At 60.0% G+C, this 16,416-nt stretch carries 17 protein-coding genes and 4 pseudogenes; 13 read left to right on the forward strand and 8 right to left on the reverse strand.

Features of this window, described 5'->3' with window-relative positions; genetic code table 11:
- Nucleotides 1-78 precede the first annotated feature (78 nt).
- The 3 genes from ACFX4T_RS12690 to ACFX4T_RS12700 are packed head-to-tail and all read left to right on the forward strand — an operon-like array spanning nt 79 to nt 1,324.
- Nucleotides 79-582 carry a flavin reductase family protein gene (locus tag ACFX4T_RS12690; RefSeq protein ID WP_377652193.1) on the forward strand — a complete coding sequence of 168 codons (504 nt, stop codon included), beginning with the start codon at nt 79-81 and terminating at the stop codon, nt 580-582.
- Entirely contained in the window at nt 579-1,088 is a 510-nt protein-coding gene (locus tag ACFX4T_RS12695; protein WP_377652194.1) for a riboflavin kinase, read from the forward strand. Before ACFX4T_RS12690 ends, ACFX4T_RS12695 begins: the two co-directional genes overlap by 4 nt.
- The gene (locus tag ACFX4T_RS12700; protein ID WP_377652195.1) at nt 1,085-1,324 is read left to right on the forward strand and encodes a hypothetical protein; all 240 of its coding nucleotides are present in this window, start codon (nt 1,085-1,087) and stop codon (nt 1,322-1,324) included. The genes ACFX4T_RS12695 and ACFX4T_RS12700 overlap by 4 nt, the downstream gene beginning before the upstream one ends.
- Nucleotides 1,325-2,657: 1,333 nt before the next feature.
- Here the strand turns inward: ACFX4T_RS12700 and ACFX4T_RS12705 are convergent.
- Complete coding sequence (locus tag ACFX4T_RS12705; RefSeq protein ID WP_377652196.1) at nt 2,658-3,182, reverse strand: transposase; 525 nt, start codon at nt 3,180-3,182, stop codon at nt 2,658-2,660.
- Between the two features lie 307 nt (nt 3,183-3,489).
- On the opposite strand from ACFX4T_RS12705, the gene ACFX4T_RS12710 reads away from it, so the two are divergent.
- Both ACFX4T_RS12710 and ACFX4T_RS12715 read left to right on the forward strand, forming a co-directional pair.
- The gene (locus ACFX4T_RS12710; protein ID WP_377652197.1) at nt 3,490-3,840 is read left to right on the forward strand and encodes a hypothetical protein; all 351 of its coding nucleotides are present in this window, start codon (nt 3,490-3,492) and stop codon (nt 3,838-3,840) included.
- 87 nt (nt 3,841-3,927) lie between these two features.
- The gene (locus ACFX4T_RS12715) at nt 3,928-4,023 is read left to right on the forward strand and encodes a glycogen debranching N-terminal domain-containing protein (RefSeq protein WP_377652301.1); all 96 of its coding nucleotides are present in this window, start codon (nt 3,928-3,930) and stop codon (nt 4,021-4,023) included.
- A 155-nt stretch (nt 4,024-4,178) separates the two neighbouring features.
- Here the strand turns inward: ACFX4T_RS12715 and ACFX4T_RS12720 are convergent, their stop codons facing one another.
- The 4 genes and pseudogenes from ACFX4T_RS12720 to ACFX4T_RS12735 form a co-directional block, all read right to left on the reverse strand.
- On the reverse strand, nt 4,179-4,520 hold the full coding sequence (locus tag ACFX4T_RS12720; protein ID WP_377652198.1) for a response regulator transcription factor: 342 nt from the start codon (nt 4,518-4,520) through the stop codon (nt 4,179-4,181).
- A 142-nt stretch (nt 4,521-4,662) separates the two neighbouring features.
- Nucleotides 4,663-4,878: pseudogene (locus ACFX4T_RS12725) on the reverse strand (hypothetical protein); the annotation flags it as partial.
- Nucleotides 4,875-5,090 carry a hypothetical protein gene (locus tag ACFX4T_RS12730; protein WP_377652199.1) on the reverse strand — a complete coding sequence of 72 codons (216 nt, stop codon included), beginning with the start codon at nt 5,088-5,090 and terminating at the stop codon, nt 4,875-4,877. The pseudogene ACFX4T_RS12725 and the gene ACFX4T_RS12730, both read right to left, overlap by 4 nt.
- Before the next feature lie 345 nt (nt 5,091-5,435).
- Nucleotides 5,436-5,909, reverse strand: a complete 474-nt coding sequence (locus ACFX4T_RS12735) for a MarR family winged helix-turn-helix transcriptional regulator (RefSeq protein WP_377652200.1) — start codon at nt 5,907-5,909, stop codon at nt 5,436-5,438.
- An 82-nt stretch (nt 5,910-5,991) separates the two neighbouring features.
- Here ACFX4T_RS12735 and ACFX4T_RS12740 point away from each other — a divergent pair, with 82 nt between their 5' ends.
- From ACFX4T_RS12740 to ACFX4T_RS12755, 4 genes are all read left to right on the forward strand, one after another.
- Nucleotides 5,992-6,630: a LysE family translocator gene (locus ACFX4T_RS12740; protein ID WP_377652201.1), complete on the forward strand. Its 639-nt coding sequence runs from the start codon at nt 5,992-5,994 to the stop codon at nt 6,628-6,630.
- Nucleotides 6,631-7,308: 678 nt separating this feature from the next.
- The gene (locus ACFX4T_RS12745) at nt 7,309-7,920 is read left to right on the forward strand and encodes a hypothetical protein (protein ID WP_377652202.1); all 612 of its coding nucleotides are present in this window, start codon (nt 7,309-7,311) and stop codon (nt 7,918-7,920) included.
- Nucleotides 7,921-8,052: 132 nt separating this feature from the next.
- Nucleotides 8,053-8,508: a hypothetical protein gene (locus ACFX4T_RS12750; RefSeq protein WP_377652203.1), complete on the forward strand. Its 456-nt coding sequence runs from the start codon at nt 8,053-8,055 to the stop codon at nt 8,506-8,508.
- Nucleotides 8,509-9,355: 847 nt separating this feature from the next.
- Nucleotides 9,356-9,868, forward strand: a complete 513-nt coding sequence (locus ACFX4T_RS12755; protein WP_377652204.1) for a DUF4145 domain-containing protein — start codon at nt 9,356-9,358, stop codon at nt 9,866-9,868.
- Between the two features lie 252 nt (nt 9,869-10,120).
- On the opposite strand, the gene ACFX4T_RS12760 is transcribed toward ACFX4T_RS12755, so the two are convergent.
- Nucleotides 10,121-10,714 (reverse strand): hypothetical protein, encoded by a 594-nt coding sequence (locus tag ACFX4T_RS12760; protein ID WP_377652205.1) that lies wholly within the window; start codon nt 10,712-10,714, stop codon nt 10,121-10,123.
- Between the two features lie 291 nt (nt 10,715-11,005).
- Here ACFX4T_RS12760 and ACFX4T_RS12765 point away from each other — a divergent pair.
- Nucleotides 11,006-11,284 (forward strand): annotated as a pseudogene (locus tag ACFX4T_RS12765) (transposase); the annotation flags it as partial.
- Between the two features lie 20 nt (nt 11,285-11,304).
- On the opposite strand, the gene ACFX4T_RS12770 reads toward ACFX4T_RS12765, so the two are convergent.
- Nucleotides 11,305-12,354, reverse strand: coding sequence for an IS110 family transposase (locus ACFX4T_RS12770; RefSeq protein ID WP_377652206.1), 1,050 nt, complete (start codon nt 12,352-12,354; stop codon nt 11,305-11,307).
- A gap of 253 nt (nt 12,355-12,607) precedes the next feature.
- Here ACFX4T_RS12770 and ACFX4T_RS12775 point away from each other — a divergent pair.
- The 3 genes and pseudogenes from ACFX4T_RS12775 to ACFX4T_RS12785 all read left to right on the forward strand — a co-directional run.
- Nucleotides 12,608-13,198, forward strand: a pseudogene (locus ACFX4T_RS12775) (IS3 family transposase); the annotation flags it as partial.
- Between the two features lie 43 nt (nt 13,199-13,241).
- Nucleotides 13,242-14,639: an IS30 family transposase gene (locus ACFX4T_RS12780; protein WP_377652207.1), complete on the forward strand. Its 1,398-nt coding sequence runs from the start codon at nt 13,242-13,244 to the stop codon at nt 14,637-14,639.
- 4 nt (nt 14,640-14,643) lie between these two features.
- A pseudogene (locus ACFX4T_RS12785) lies at nt 14,644-14,934 on the forward strand (integrase core domain-containing protein); the annotation flags it as partial.
- Here ACFX4T_RS12785 and ACFX4T_RS12790 read toward each other — a convergent pair.
- On the reverse strand, nt 14,931-15,557 hold the full coding sequence (locus ACFX4T_RS12790; protein ID WP_377652208.1) for a hypothetical protein: 627 nt from the start codon (nt 15,555-15,557) through the stop codon (nt 14,931-14,933). The pseudogene ACFX4T_RS12785 and the gene ACFX4T_RS12790 sit on opposite strands and share 4 nt — an antisense overlap.
- Between the last annotated feature and the right edge of the window lie 859 nt (nt 15,558-16,416).

Raw genomic sequence — 16,416 nt, forward strand, 5'->3', positions numbered from 1 at the left:
GAGTAAAGTTTTATACACTGTTCTGACATAGATAAATTTGACTATTTAGATTGGCCGAGTAGCTAGGAGCTAACCGACATGTCCATCCCAACACACGCAGCCGGTATCGACGCGCCACGCGCTTTACGGCGTGCCTTCTCCGCGTTCCCTACCGGCGTTGTCGGCATCGGGGCCCTGGTAGATGAAAAGCCAGTAGGGATGGCGGTCAATTCGTTCACGTCGATCTCCCTTGAACCGGCACTGGTAGCAGTCAGCGTCGCCCGGACCTCAAGCACCTGGCCCATCCTCGCCGCAGCCCCCCAGTTGGGCCTGAGCATCCTCGGAAGCGAACACCAGGCGCTGTGCAGGCAGCTGTCGTCGCGCAGTCCCGACCGGTTCGCGGATGCGTCCTGGCACGCCACCGAAGGCGGAGCAGTCCTCATTGAGAACGCCGCCCTCTGGCTGGAATGCGGCGTCCACTCAGTCCTTGACGGGGGAGACCATGAAATCATCCTCCTGAACGTTCTCGGGGCAGAGTTCTTCCCGGAAGTGGAGCCGCTCGTGTTCCACCAAAGCGCGTTCCGCGGTCTCCAGTCCCAGTGAACAACCCCACTTCAGCCAGCCTCCGCGGCCGCGTCATCGACGGTGAAAAACGGGGACGCCGGCTCGGGTTCCCCACCGCAAACATCGCACTCGACCCGGACTGCCGCCTGCCGGAAAGCGGAATCTATGCCTGCCGTGTAGCACTGCCCTCCTCCAGGCAAGTCCACGACGGCACCCTCAGCGTGGGGGACAACCCCACTTTCGGCGACATCGCAGAATCCCGGATCGAAGTGCATCTACACGACGTCACAACAAATCTGTACGGCGAAAGAATTGAAATTTGGCTAGTGCAGCGGCTCAGAGACATGATCAGGTTCGAAACCGTAGCCGACCTGATCCTCAACACCGCCCAGGACGTAGTACGCTCCCGCGAGATCCTCTCAAGCACGGCAGACGATGCGCAGTATTCAATGGATCAGAATGAGCCTAAGAGGCAGCAAACTGTGGATCCAAGGTCGCAAAGAGGCTACCGGCCCCAGGGCACCGGGAAGGAAAGGAACCCATGACAAAAATCGCGGCGGAAAGAACAGAAGTGTGCGTTCTTCACGCCCACGATCTCGACCAGGCACTGGAACACGAAGTCGGCAGACTCCAAATTCAGGCTTGCGCCCAAGGCGCAATGGGAATCCTCGTCACCAGGTTGGCTCCTGGTCGGTTCACGATCGAACTGAGTCCACTGGTCCCCTACGGGTACACGTACGAGAAAACACTTGAGACTGCAACACCCATTGGAAAGGCATGACGCGTCGGGGAATAAGTCGGCGGCTGCCTGCAGTGCTTAACTCTCCTCCTGCTAAGTGCTGCCTTTCATAAATCAGCCTCAGCTCCTTCGGGCCGTTGGGAGCGACGCTGTGGGCTCTGAGAGATCGGCGCATGCTTTCCTCGTGGCAGCGGGGGTCGGTCAGCTGAAACCCGCGCCACACGGAGCTGGGCTGTTCCTTTCCGAGCGGTGTAGCCGTCCTTGTCCAATCCGGCGATGCTTGACGGAACTACTTTCCCAGAGAGTCCAAAATCGCCTTGTGATTTTAGCCCCGGACGGTACTTAGAGACCCCAACGTCAGGTTGGTGTTGCTCGAAGGCGACGGCACCGCTAATTACAGACTCCTCTTATGTCGAACTCGAGTGCAGCTGCCGTCATCCTCGCCTCCCACGTTTCATGTGTAGCGGCTTTTGGCGGGCATGGAAACTTCTGGTGTGGCCAAAGTCCGAGGAATGGCTTAGGGGCAGAGTCCCACCCGATAGCTCAAAGTGAGGCGGGCGCCGTGGTATGTAGTGCTGCTTCGGTGAAATGGCCTCTTCTGCTGTGAGCCAACATCCAGGGTCTTTACCGACTCGATTAGGTGTCTCCTTTGTCGTTCCAATGAGAGGGGCAGACATCAGGGCTGCAGAGGTCTTCGGATCGTCCCATGGACACTCCGAGTTCTGTGGCGATGCATCGTATAGCTTCGGCTATTCCACTAGCCGTGCTAGGCCACAGCCGATTAGCTGCCTCTCGTCCATATCGAGGTTCACGGCTGAGCTAAGCCGCGGAATGTGGCGGGCAGGCACTGTCCCAGCGGGCCACTGCCGCATCCAGGAAGGGCGGACGGATTCCAATTTTCGCCGCAAATGAGAAATGGTGCTCGGCAGTCCAGCGGCGAGCAGTCGGTGTCGTCAGCAACGGCAACTGCAAGGCGCGCCCGAGAAGGAGGACTTGCCATAGTCGACGGATAGTTCAAGGAGTTCGTACATAGGAACGAGTTCGCCGAGGACGGGTGATCGAACCTTTGCAACAGGTGTCGTAGCAGCGCACATCGTGCGCTTTCCACATCGTCGCGGCTGTTCGAAGCGAGTCGTCTATCAGCTGCGCGGTGGCGCTTACAGTACAAATCACTTCCTTGATGCGCGCGCCTCGTTGCACCGGAAACGACGGCATTGATATCGCATTCGGGAACTCGTTCGCCACTGGGTCGAGGGACATGAAGCGGGCACGGAAACAACCCCGGAGCCGACTGGGGGGCGACGGAGCACGGCCAAGCAGGGGCTGGATGAGGCCGGAAAGGGCCCGAGATTCCGAAGGAATCCTGCCGATGTTATCAACGGACCCGTGCCCTAAGGGTGTCCCGGTCGAGTGCGGCAGGGGTCGCCTCCTTAGTCCATACGCAAGGGGCCGAGGTATTCTGAACGTTAGGCCTGAGGATCTGGTTCTTCGTCGCGGTCCGGGTCCCGATCCTGCGGTTCCGGTGCGCTGCCCATGCGCCAAGCTCACCGATCACGGACTCTCGAGCCGTGACCGGGATACCCCTGCCGCTGAGTACCAGCTCCGTGATCGCTTCCAGGTCCAGGGCATCGGTTTTCACCCGACGGCGTCCCTGTGCTCTGCGCTGCTCGGCCACATGCGCGGGATTAAGCTCCAGCACCTGCCAGCCTTCAGGCCAAACCGTTGGCGCCAGTAGCGGCCGGTGGTAGTGTCCTGCGGCTTCGATGCCGACCTTCACGGGTAAATCGGTCCCAGCCAGCCTGGTACGGATTAACGCAAGGACCCCCTGCAGGCCCCGTCCGGTCATCTCGAAATCCACCGGCCCCAGCAACCGGTGCCGGCCCGCATCGGTGACCGACAAACGCGACCACCGTCTTACCCACATCAACAGCCACAACAACAGGCCAATCAGTGGGAACCATGGCTTGAACAGACATTACAAACACCTCCGGCATCTCAAAGGACCCGGCACATCAAACCCCAGGTCCTTCACGGGAATCTGATACATCCCGTCCTGACATCTCCGGAGGTGTTTGGGAAGGACTAACTCAACTCATATCAGCTGTAGCCAGCGTGGCCGGCAACCGCGGTGATGGGGGAGCAAGGGAAGCTGGCCAGTCACCATCGGCCGCCCCACTTCCTTTTCTCGGACAAGAAGGAGCAACACCATGCTTAGCCACCTGACCGCTCTGTACATCCCGGAACGGCTCAGTGAGAGCGTCACCGTGCACAGCCTCGACGCACGCCACGCCAGCCTTCAAATCATTGTCGGCGGCGGACTGGAGTGCATCGCGCAAGGAGACTGGCAGGTCTACCTGAACGCGGACACCCAGAAAGCAGCAGAACCTAACATCCGTGCCATGCAGCTGCTTCACGAAACCGGCCTTGACCTGCCGGTGACCGGAAACGTCGTGTTCCTGGGCCGGACAGGACTCAACCACGACACCGATGTACCGGAGCATCTCGTCCGATGCGCTGAAGCACTTTTGGACACCCGCCTGACCCAGCCAGCGGCATAGCAACCCGTTGACACTGCCGCCGGGCCGCTGGGCCCGGGATGGTCACCTTCGTAGAGAGATCCTCGGCGAAGGGAATATCCACCCTGAATCCCGCAAGGGGTTTTCGTCGAGGACACCCGTATCCTGTCCCGCTGGAATCTGCAGTCAGTCCCTCCAACCACAGGAGCGCTCACTGAACGATGACTGACCGGCAGAAACGCTGGATTCGTTACGGGGCGGGAGTTCTCGCAGCTACTTCCACTCGTCCCACTCAAACGTCGATAAGCAGATTCCATCAAGCTAGGACCGGCGGGACAAATGCACTACGACAGCTACGACGGAGGGTGGTCGGGTCAAACTTACGGCTCGATGATCCCGGCGCGGATAACGAATCTTGTAAGGTCCAGCCGGTCGCGCAACCCTAGCTTTTGCAGGACGTTACCCCGGTGGTGGTCGACAGTCTTCACGCTGATCCTGAGGATCTCGGCGATCTCTTTGGTGGAGTTTCCCTCTGCGATTAGTTTCGTGACCTGCTCCTCCCGTGGCGTGAGGATGCTGTCCGGCATCCGGTCGCCGCGGCGGTCGCGCTCCAGATAGTCGCGGATGAGTGCGGTGACCGCTCCGGGGTAGACGAAGGACTCCCCGCGCATAGATGCCCTGCATGCCTCGATCAGGTCGCGATCGGCGACCGACTTGAGCACATAACCAGAGGCGCCTGCGCGCAGCGCCTCGAAGAAGTACTGCTCGTTGTCGTACGTCGAAAGGATGAGGATCCGGACGTCGGGCGCGACGCGCTATTTGCCGCGCCGCCTGGATGCCGGTCATCTGAGGCATGGCGATGTCGAGAACAGCGAGATCCACCCCACCCGCAGTCGCGGCGGCGACTCCCTCAGTGCCGTCGGCGGCCTCGGCTACAACGCCGTTCAACACATATGAACCCCACGACCAGATGTCCTGGCCAATCGCGACCGGGCTCTTGATCTTCTGGGAAACCAGCAGGCCAAGCATTCCGTTGGCAGACGTCCCCTGGTCAATAAGGGCCTGGTTTTGAAAGGTCATGACGTCACCGTACTAAGGTTGGCCGGCGGCGTTGTCGTCCACCCATCAGCCAAAGGAGTGTCCGTACCGCAGCCATTCCATGCATTTGGGTTGTAGCTGGTGCTGGCAGGGTTGAGAAGACCGCCAGCAGTTCCGGTGTAATACCAGATTGTTGCGCCCGTGTAGGGAGCGGTGGCTGCAGAAGTTGCGACCTTGGCCGATTCGAGTGTCACGTATTTGGATCCAGGACCACGCACATAGCATTTCCGACTCCGGCCTTCACATACGTGCCTGATCAGACGGAGGAACCTTGCACCGTCCGATATGTGTCAGTCACGAGCTACCCTGAGAAAGGGCGCCTCGCCGCCGCACTCCTCGGTGTCCCGACCCGGTCGTAACTCGATCATAGTTCCAGCGCATAAGAGTGCCTGGCAATTCCCAGGGCTCTCCGGAACGGCAAAGGGCGCGCAGGTTTCCCCGGCTAGTGACCTCGGGGACCAGGAACTGGCTCTTATGGGTCGTAGATCGTGCCGCCCGTCCGAGTGCACCCATCAAGAGGACAATACGGGGCCGCGCTGCTACGGAAGGTCGGACCTGCTCATCTGCGTCCGACTCGGGCGCCGCAGTGCGAAGAGTCTCAGCTCCAGCTTGCGCAGTGGTGCAATGAGGGCCAACAATTCTTCGATATCGGCTTCCTCCGTTGCCTCTATCATCACGTCGCGCAGGGCTGTCCGAAGCCGCTCGAGCGCGATGGCAGCAGCCCTTGTCGGCCGGACAACGACGTTCCGTCCGGCCCGTTCGGTGCGATCGACGAGTCCTTTGGCCTCAAGGCTGCGGAGCGCAGCGCTGACATTGGGCCGTTGGAGGACGGACCGGTCCGCAATTTCGCTTGGCGTCGACCCTGGCGCGAGGTCGACAACGCGCATGACCATCTGTTCCGTCTCAGTCAAGGTTGGTACCTCACCGAGGGGTTCGACCATTCGAATAAGCCGTGCGACGTCGAGTAGCAGGTCAGCCAGCGTGCCGAGATCGTCCGCATCACCAATCTTCATCGTTTTACCTTTAGTTGTGCGTGCATAATTATGGTGAAATAATAGTTATTATGATGCTTACAGTCCACTTGAGGAAACAACAATGGATGCGCTTCTAATCGGCTTGTCGCTCGGCGCCACGGCGGGTGTCAGTCCCGGGCCGCTGCTCGTTCTCGTTGTGGCACAGACACTCCGCCGCGGTTGGCGTGGAGGAATGGCGACGGCCGTGGCGCCGGTGCTCTCGGACGCGGTCGTCGTGGTGTTGGTAGTCCTCGCGCTCGACCGGCTGCCGTATTGGACGCTATCGGTGATTGGGTTGCTGGGAGGTTTGTACTTGGCCGTCTCCGCCGGGCTGCAGTGGCACCGTGGTGCAACGGTCGATCAGGTCGTGTCTGATGTCGTGCCTCCGCGGACGGACGGGTGGCGTACTCTCCTCCAGGGCGCCTTGGTGAACTTGCTCAGCCCTCACCCTTGGATCACGTGGGCGACTGTGCTTGGACCACTGTTCTTGCGCGAGTGGAAATCGGTACCGCTCGGCGCGTTGTCTCTGGTTGCCGCGTTTTACCTAGCCCTGATCGGGGCGAAAGCGGTCGTGGCGCTGCTGCTCGCGCGCTTCCGCGATCGTTTCACCCCGCGGGCGTACACAATAACTATGCGCTCGGCGACGGTCGTACTCGGCATCCTCGGGATCGTGCTGACCGGGGTGTACGCGGTCGAACTCGTGAGGACCTCTGCCGCGTAAACAAACCGTGGCCGGGCCCCAGCCCATGGCCCCGCACGCTCAGGGGCCCGGATACGACTGATGGGGTAGGTTACGCCACCGTTCGCCGCTCGTGGCCTGCACGGTCACACATTCGAAGCCGGAGTTTTGGAAGCCACTTCTACCGTATTCTGACTGGCAGGGGTGTTGAAGTGGGACGAGTTCATGCCGCCTGCGATCACATATCTTCCCGGCAGAATGGCGTTATGCCGACTGATGAACAAAAAGACGTGCTCGGTGCGTCACGACCCCTGGAACGAATGGGACTGGCCGGTGCACGGACTTCGCCACCCGTCCTCTGATGGCACTAGTGGTTGGCACGTCTGGACGGGCGAAATTTCAGTGGAGGACGACTTCTTTCGGCCTTGGCATGCGTCTCACTCCACCCTATGCCATCACACCCGCACCGGTCACTGACGTGGGAAAACGCCCCATGACACGTTGATACGAGTTGTCTCATCTACCTCTACTCGTCCCACTCAAACGCCGATAATAATGATTCCGTCAACCTATTGGGGCCCGACTGCTGAGGAGGTCAAGGATGGCGGTCGTGACGTTCCAGCCGGATCCGACCCGCTGTACTGGGAGGCAGCCAGCGGCTTCATCGATTCCTAGCAGTTAGAATTCACCAACATCACCGTTCTAACCGGGGGCCCTTCAATGACTTATCCCTATCCCGCCATGCCGCCTGCACCGCAGCATCCCAAGCCGCCCAGGGCTCTAATCATCACGTTGATCGTCATTGGATCCCTTGCCATTGCATCCGTGCTTGGCGCGTTCATCTTCTTTGGCATTCAAGGTTCCGCTGCCGCAGCACACGAAGCACAAGCAAGTAGTGCTGCCTCATCGAGGGCAGGAGCGAGTCAATCAGCCGCAGCAGAAGCTGCCAACAAAGCCCGGGCACAACGGGATGCTGCCGCATCACTGGCCAAGGCCGAGGCGGAGAGGGCCAAGGCAGACCGGATAGCGATGGAGAAGCAGGGCTGGACATACGTGTCCGATTATCTCTACTTCGCTACACCCGAAGAAAATTACCTCTGCCCGTCCACGCGGTACGGGTGCACCTACATGGTCGTGACCAACAACAAGACCGGGGGATGCCCGCGGGGGATTGGGGTTCGAGCATCGTTCATCTCGGCAAGTGGCGTATCCGTATACAACGGGGCACGCACTACCGGGGCGCTGGCAGCCGGCGAACAGGCTCAACTGGACTTCACTGACCTATCAGGGCAAGGCGCGTCATTCCGTGTGGACTCAATGTCCTGCTACTGAGACTTGAAACCGCATTCGCCTCGACGATGCTGAGCGCAAGTTGAAACCAGGCAACCGAGATCGCTCCGGCCACCACGACCAAATGAAACACGGATGAGTCCCCGCCGGGCCGCGAAAGTGAGAGTCCAAGAAGTGCCCTACAGAATCGAATTAGTTGATGGCAAGGCTGTCCTTCCGCCTGGAGGATCCTCATGGAAGTTTGCTCGGTGGCACGATGCAGCTGACAGAATTGAGGACTACACGAAGCGAGCCGTTGGGCGTGAGCTTCTAGAACAAGAACGCGTACACGTTGAACTGGCCTTGGTCCACCGCCCAGACAACGACTACAACCCAAATGCAATCTCCGTTGCAGCACCGGACGAGTTCGGTGGAGACCTTGACCAGAGGTTCTTTGGCTACCTCTATGAAAGGGATCTAAGTCGGATTGGCAAGACGCTTCTCGCCGACCTTGCGATCGAACTTGGAGGCGGTGAAATGCGTTGTACTGGAATTGTGAGCGAAGGTGGATTGGAGTTAGATCTTCCGCAGCCTGTGGAATTGATAATGGCGGTTGACAGGTTTCGTGCGTTTCACATGAAGGCCAAATGAGCAGTGCCGGTTACACCGGGTTTGGGGACAGGGTTCCGAGAGACGATACCCGAGACGCCGGGAGCTCTGCTCCCGTCCGGGAGGCTACGTGGATTCTCCAATCGCACGCCTGAAGGTAGATTCTCGGTTTCGCCGCGTCCTGACATGCAGGGCTCGATTGCCTTACCCGCTCCTTAGATTGAAGCGGGGCGATCACCCCTCCTTGAGCAGGAAAACCATACCCTCGGGCGCGAGCACCTCGTATCCGACATTCATGAGGGGAAGAAGCGAACCAGACTCATCTCGGGCGCCCGAGGGTATAACGACGTTGCCCCATCTGCCGACTGCCTTTGTCTCAACTTCGACAGCGGCGTCGTCGACTCCCGCGCGCCAGCGCAGAACGGAATCTGGCAATGTCGAGCTGTCATCGCGCTTAACCCATATAGCGCGCAGTTTCGGAGCGTTCGTCACGGTACACGAGTCGGGGTCAGCTATGACGATGAAGAGTCAGGCGGACCATTACCGACAACGTCCGGTGTGTTTGCCGTTCCTTCCACTCCGTGGTTCATGGCCTGTATTAGCTGCCAGTTGTCGACCCCAAAGGTTTGGGCAGCCCAGCAGCCACATATCGTTGACCGGAGGATTCCGGATTTCAACGAATGGGAGAGGCGAATTGACCACGACTGCTTGTGGGCGCTGCGGCACGATTAGCCACATGACACTGATCGGGGGCGTTCACCTGGCACCGGCAGGACCCAGCCGATCGTTCTGGGTTGAATCGGTTTTCCGCTGCGACAAGTGCCTAAGGTTCAATATAGGCTCGGTTACGCACGGAAGTGGTCCTTCTCGTACAGACATCCAGAGTTTGATGAATTTCTGGAGTAAGAACCCTCCCACGCACTGGTCGCCTCCGTATCTAAAGGGTCAGGACTATCAGGATGTTCCGGAGTCTGTTGCGATACCCGCGTCAGAGGCCCACCGACGCAGAAGTATTGATGCGCTGATGTCTACCATTCTTATGGCGAGATCCGTGATTGAATCCGTGGCGAAGGACAACGGAATTGAGAACGGAAACCTTTACCAAAAGATCGACAAGCTCCACGAGACGGGACTCATCGATGAGTTCACCAAGGAGACAGCGCATACGATCCGGGTGTTCGGCAATGACATGGCCCACGGTGATTTAAGCGAAACCAGTAGACTCTCTGGACGCGGACAGCATCCTCGAATTCATGGACTTGATCCTCCATGGTGTATACCAGTCGCGCGCCGAACTTCAGAGGCTGCAGGAGGCTGCAGACTCTCGAACAGCGGCCCGAAGCGCGAAGGCTATTCAGCCTCTGTAACGGGCTACGATAGGGCAGAAACCAAAGGCACGTAGAGCCTGCATTATTTCGTGCATTTTGGCTTTTAGACTAATTGAGCATCATTTCTCCGCGAAGGAACTTCGCCGAAGACTGAAATGATTCAAGGGTGATCCAGGACCCCAGATACGTCCTTTTGGGGGAGGGAGTGAAGAGTGCGCGGTCAGCACGCACGCCGAATAGTTCATGATTCTCTCGTCCGAGACCAGAGCGGACACGACAGGCGTGCTCCGTGAACCTGGGATCTCTGAAACCTTCGTGGAGACAGGCTATCGCTCCTCCAAGTCACCATTGAACCAGCTACGCCAGCGCCTGCCATCAGCGTCTATGAAGTTTGCATAGGCTGCGCCGACGATGCGCTCGTCCCGGTCAAATCCCTCTTCTGAGCCGGGAACCATCAAATGGTATGTCTCCTGGTGACATTCTCTTCGCTTCTTATCGAGAAGAATCAAAAAGACACTGTTAATCGATAAGTTACTGTTATTTAGAACCTGGATTTGAAGCATTTTGTCGTATCCAGGTTTCTTTCTTATTGAAACGGATACAGCCCTTGCTTGTGCTTTCCTGTTATCAGCCGCAATGCGGATCCTCTCGTCGACTTGGTGCCGATAGGTGAATGCGGCGACCAGAAGTGCACCGCCCGTTAGCGCTGCCCCAAAGGCTGTTCCGAATGCACTTATCCAGTCCGAAGTTTTATCTTCTGAGCCTGAGTTCAACGCTAAGGTACAAAGAATGAAGGCAGCACCGAAAAGGAAGATGGCGGCGCATGCTAGAGCAGATGGGCGTATGAGCCACTTCCAAGCGGCTGCAACTCTTTGAAACGCCGTGGGCGCCTTTGCTTCACGGGTGGCCTCAGCGGTCATCGTGGGCTTCCTTCAGATGCGGGCTTTGATTTGGGGCAGGTGCTCGGCAGCATTCCTAGCGGAGCATCTTGCTCGAGCTTAGGGGAATGCTCGCCTACAAACGAAACAGTAACTCTGGGCGCCTCATTGTCCGCCGGCGCAGAGTCGTGGTGAAGGAGTTAGTGGGAGGTCGAGTACGGGCTAGTTCGTCTGGGCGTAGGGTGCGACCTGCCGATTCTCCCGAAAGGGACTGCCCCCGGTTTTGTTGACTCCTTGACCTAGCGAGCTGGTGCTCGTGGAAGGATGTTGACCATGCCCACGGCTTATGGGGCGGAGTTCCGCCAGGATGTTATTGATGTGGCCCGCAAGGGCGAGGCGCCGCTGGCGCAGATTGCGAAGGACTTCGGGCTTTCGGTCACCACGTTGAAGCGCTGGGTTGCCATCGCCGAACGCAAGGACTCTGGCGCCGGCCCGGCAACGGGCGAGTCTGCCGAGATGCGCGAGCTGAAGAAGCGCAACCGCCTGCTGGAGCAGGAGAATGAGATCCTGCGCCGCGCTGCTGCCTATCTGGCAAGGGACATCAACCCAAAATGACTCTTCTATGGGTTGTGTCAAGCCATGATGGTTTGGAGTTGGCGGAAGATGGAGCGGCAGACGTAGCGCTTGAGGTTCCGGCGGATCTCGCGGTTTGATTTTCCCGTTGCCCGGCTGCGGGTCACATAGTCCTTGGTTTCGGTGTCGAAGCTCATGCGGGTGCGGACGATGACGTCGAAGGCCCGGTTGAGTTGCCGGTCGCCGGAGCGGTTGAGCCTGTGCCGGGTGGTGTTGCCGGAGGAAGCAGGGCGTGGCGCAACACCTCCGAGGGCGGCAAATGCTGCCTCTGAACGGATCCTGCCGTGATGGGAGTACGCACAGATGATGATCGCCCCTGTTACGGGACCGACGCCCGAGATGGTTTGCAGTCCAGGAGCCAGTTCTTCGGTGAGCTGGGCCAGGGCCTTGTGATTTTCGGCGAGCTGAATCGTGATGTCTTTAACGGCCAAAGCCAGGCGTTTGGCCTCGGCGCGCGCGATCTGGACCATGGGGTCGACGATGTTTGAGCTGCGCCAGGCGGCGATGGTGGTGATCTGGGAGTCCCGCAGAGATGACCGGGCGTCAATTCCGAGGTCGGTGCCGCGGATCAAGGCGGTGAGGGCGTTGCGGTTCGCGGTGCGCTGGTGATCCAGCAGGGACCGGGAGGCCAACAGAATTCTGATTGCGGTCCGGGCTCCGGCTGCGCGTGGCTCCATCACCTGATCGCGGGGTCGCCCCAGGACTGAACGGGCTGCGGCTTCGGCATCGATCGGATCCGATTTCCCGGTGAGGGCCCGCGATGAGCGGGTAGGAGGCCTGACCTCGCCAACCTCGATGTCAGCGGCAAGCAGGGCCTGGGTGAGCCTGGCACCGTAGGAGGACGTGCCCTCAACAGCAGCGAAGATCCTCTCCCCGCCGGTGCGCCGCCGGATCCAGGTGATAGCACGGTCCATCCCCGCGGAGGTGGCCGGAAACGCGGCGGTGTCGACCACTGCCCCGGTTGCGGCATGAACCGCGGTGAAAGTGTGGGTGCGGGCGTGAGTGTCGACCCCGACGACGAACGCAAATTCCTCGGCGATAATCGCCATTGTGATCTCCTTTTCCTTATGAACCGGACAGGTGGCAGGAGCCTGCCTGAGTCGCTTGGAGACGCATCTGTAACGAGTCACACCCAAGTGGTGGACAGTCTTCTGATCAGGTCATCCGTGCGGGCAGGCCGGTGCCCGGAGAATGGTGCGGACGAGTCATTTTCAAGACACCGCATGAGCGGGTCGGATATACCCTGAGTCACACGCCGTTCTCCGGGACCAGCCTGCCAGCCAACCTCGGGCCGGCTACTGACCATTACAGATCTACCCGCTGGTCACGGATCTTGCCGCCGACGGTGTTCCCGTGGCGGTGACCTGCAGGGTGTTGAAGTTCAGCAAGCAAGGCTATTACCGGTGGAGAGCCAGCCCGGTGACGGAACGGGACTGGGTCGATGCGCACCTGGTCAATGCAGCCCGGGACATCCATGCCGACGATCCGGCGTTCGGTTACCGGTTCATCGCCGACGAACTCCCGGAGAAGGGCATCATGGTCGGCGAGAACAGGGTCCAGCGCTTGTGCCGGGACCACGGCATCTGGTCCGTATTCTCCAAGAAGCGTGGCCTGAATCGGAAGCCGGGACCACCGGTCCACGATGATCTGGTGGAGCGGGACTTCACCGCCGCGGTGCCGAACGAGCTGTGGCTGACCGACATCACTGAGCACCCCACTGCCGAGGGGAAGCTCTACCTCTGTGCGGTGAAGGACGTCTATTCCGGGAGGATCGTCGGTTATTCGATGGACTCGCGGATGAAGTCCTCGCTTGCCGTCGCCGCGCTGGAGAACGCGGTGCGGGCGCGCCGCCCGGCAGGGACGGTGGTGCATTCGGACCGTGGGTCCCAGGGCGTATTCAACCGGTCGAAGCAACACCTGATCACGGAGGTGTTGGATGTCGGTTCGAAATCGTCAGAAGCAGGTACGGGCGTATCGAGGGCAGATCCCTTCGCCGGGTCGGCCGTCGGTGGCTTGGCGCGAGGACCGGGTACGGTTCTGGGTCGCGATCGCCACGGGCGCGAAGACGCGGGACGCTGGCGTCGCGGCGGGCGTGTCAGAGCCCGTCGCGCATCGTTGGTTCCTGCACGCTGGCGGTGTGAATCCTCAGCTGGCCCCGACACTGTCTGGGCGGTATTTGTCCTCGAGCGACCGTGAGAACATCGCGTTGTGGCGTGCGCAAGACTGTGGAGTGCGAGAGATTGCTCGCCGGCTGGGCCGAAGCCCATCGACGATCTCGCGGGAGCTGCGTCGGAACGCGTCGACGAGAACGTATCGCTTGGACTACAAGGCGTCTACAGCGCAGTGGCATGCCGAACGACGAGCCCGCCGTCCCAAGACCGCGAAGCTGATCACGAACAAGGACCTCCGCGATTACGTCAATGACAAGCTCAGCGGACACGTCAGATCCGGCGGAGGAGAACGTTTGGGCCCGGTCGGCCCGGTCTGGGACGGGAAGAACAAACCGCATAGGGAGGACCGCGAATGGGTGAGGGGGTGGAGTCCTCAGCAGATCGCGAAACGCCTGCCGGTCGAGTTCCCGGATGATCCAACGATGCGGATCTCGCACGAAGCGATCTACCAAGCCCTTTATGTTCCGAGCCGAGGCGGACTGACCAGGCAGCAGGCGTGGCACCTGCGCCGAGGGCGCACGAAACGCACGCCACGAGCGCGAACACGTCAGCAAGCCTGGGCGCATGTCACCGACGCCACAACCTTGAAGAAGCGACCTTCCGAAGCGGACGAGCGGAAAGTCGCAGGCCACTGGGAAGGAGATCTCATCATTGGTCTCAACCGGTCAGCGATCGCGACTCTGATCGACCGCACGACGCGTTTCGCCATGCTCGTTCATTTGCCTCGGCAGAAGGGTTACGGAGTGGTCAAGCCGACAAAGAATGGGCCAGCATTGGCTGGCTACGGGGCGGTCACGATGAAGAACGCACTCGTCCGGACCTTCGAGCCGCTTCCGGCGGACCTGCGACGTTCCCTGACTTGGGACCGCGGGAAGGAGATGTCCGCGCACGCCCTTCTGACGCAGGAAATCGGGTTGCCGGTCTATTTTGCCGACGCGAAGAGCCCATGGCAGAGAGGGAGCAATGAACACCTCAACGGGCTGCTTCGGCAGTACTTCCCGAAAGGCACCGACATATCTCGTTGGAGCACGCCAGAGATCCAAGCTGTCGCCGACATCATCAACAACCGGCCGCGCGGGGTACTAGGATGGCGCACTCCAGCGGAAGCCTTCGCGGACCAGCTAAGCTCAGTCCCAATAGCGACTGTTGCTTCGACCGGTTGATTACGCCCAGTTCAGGTCCCGCCGCTTCGTTGAATCGCTCCGGCACCACGGGCTCACAGGCTCGATGGGCAGGGTCGGCGCGTGCGCGGACAACGCCGCGATGGAATCCTTCTTCTCGCTTCTACAGAAGAACGTCCTCGACCGTCAGCGGTGGACCACCAGACAGGAACTCCGGCTGTCCATCACGACCTGGATCGAACGGACCTACCACCGCCGGCGACGGCAAAGACGGCTGGGAAAACTCACGCCAATCGAATATGAAACAATCAACCGAACCGCGCTCATAGCGGCCTAAGACCCCGAGTCAACAAAAGCCGGGGCAGTCCCAAATGGTTCGAACCAGTGCTCGAGCGCCATGGGAGCGAGCCGGAAGGTTTCGGTGACGTGCTGATTGTGTTGGAAACCGTCCATGCTGGGGTTATAGAGCATGTCGCTGTCCGTGTCTTCGAGCATCCTGTCGGTCAAAGTGCCCCGCCAATCGGGTTCCAGGTCAAGGTCGTGGGTGTCAGTTACGAGTTCGACTTTGTCGAGGAGGCACCGCACGGTGAGTTCCTGGGCTACGCAGCTGGGCATGGACCATGTGCCGGCGAGTTTGGTCGTGAGATCAGCGGCTACGATGAGGAAACGGCGGGCGAAGAGTCCGTTGTACTTTGCCGCGTACTGCGGTGGGAGGGTCCACAGCACCTGTGTTTCTTGGATGTCTTCGGCGGTGATGTCTTCTTTGTCGTAGAGAGCGATAATGTCTTCAAAAAGTTCATCGATGAGGATGATCGAGGCTTGCCAGAGCGCCCCGGCGAGCAGGCGGGCACGGTCTAGCCCGAGGCGCCGTTCATCCTCATTCAGCCCGGCCATCCACTCGAATGTCTCGACGTCCAGTTCGGGGCGCTCCTCCTCGGAGAGACTGTCCGGATGAGGCACATACCGAGGTCCCGCAGTGTCAGCCCTTTGAAGCGGTCCGCGTCCGCATACAGTTCCGCAGGCGCGCTGCCGTCCGTGTCCATGCCTCTGATGCTACCGTCCACCCCCGGGCCCGGCTTGATGTAGATCGGGCTACCCCGAGACGCGGCCGGCCACATGTCCGGCCAATCCCTGGGCTGGTTCGGCCGGAGACTGGTCCCTTCGGTGGTCTTGGTCCGAGACGGAAGATCCGGACACTGAAATCGCCCTCGGGGCGGCCGGCCATGGCACTTGCCGCGTCCAGAACCATCCCTTTGACCTCGCTGAGCTTCCGGGCCGGGTATCGGCCCCTTGACTTCAGGAACCTCGATCCACGAATTGTCGCCGCGGCAGCCTCGTGCCGTGATATCCATGCCCGGATTCCACCTCTCGGGGGAACTTACGGGGCCGTACTGGGTTGCTGCCGCACGACCGGGTGCCATCGCAGGCTCTCAAGGAGACCGGCGGTGGCGCGTTCGATGGCATCAGCACCGTCTTGCAGGGCTTGCCGACATCAGCCGCCACGGGATGACCAAGAAACTTATCCCGTTGCGCGTCACGATCCAGGCCATCGCGACACTGTTCCGCCAGGAGAGATCCGTCCCTCGTGTTGGTGGTGGAAGTCGGCGTGCGCCCGAGCCGACCAAAAATCTGTTTCTATCTCTTTGCTAGCCCTAGATAGATCTCACTAGATCTGGATGAAGGTGTCGCGCATGGGTTCGTAAGCCCGGACCCGATCCACCCTTGGTGGCTGTCATTTGTCGGGGCTGCTTTGGTTCTGCAACGACTGCACGGCTCAATGAGGCTACTGACTGACGCTCGTGGTCGGAAGCGACTCTGC

It is taken from the genome of Paenarthrobacter sp. YIM B13468 (assembly GCF_042788025.1).
Classification (GTDB): Bacteria; Actinomycetota; Actinomycetes; order Actinomycetales; family Micrococcaceae; genus Arthrobacter; species Arthrobacter aromaticivorans.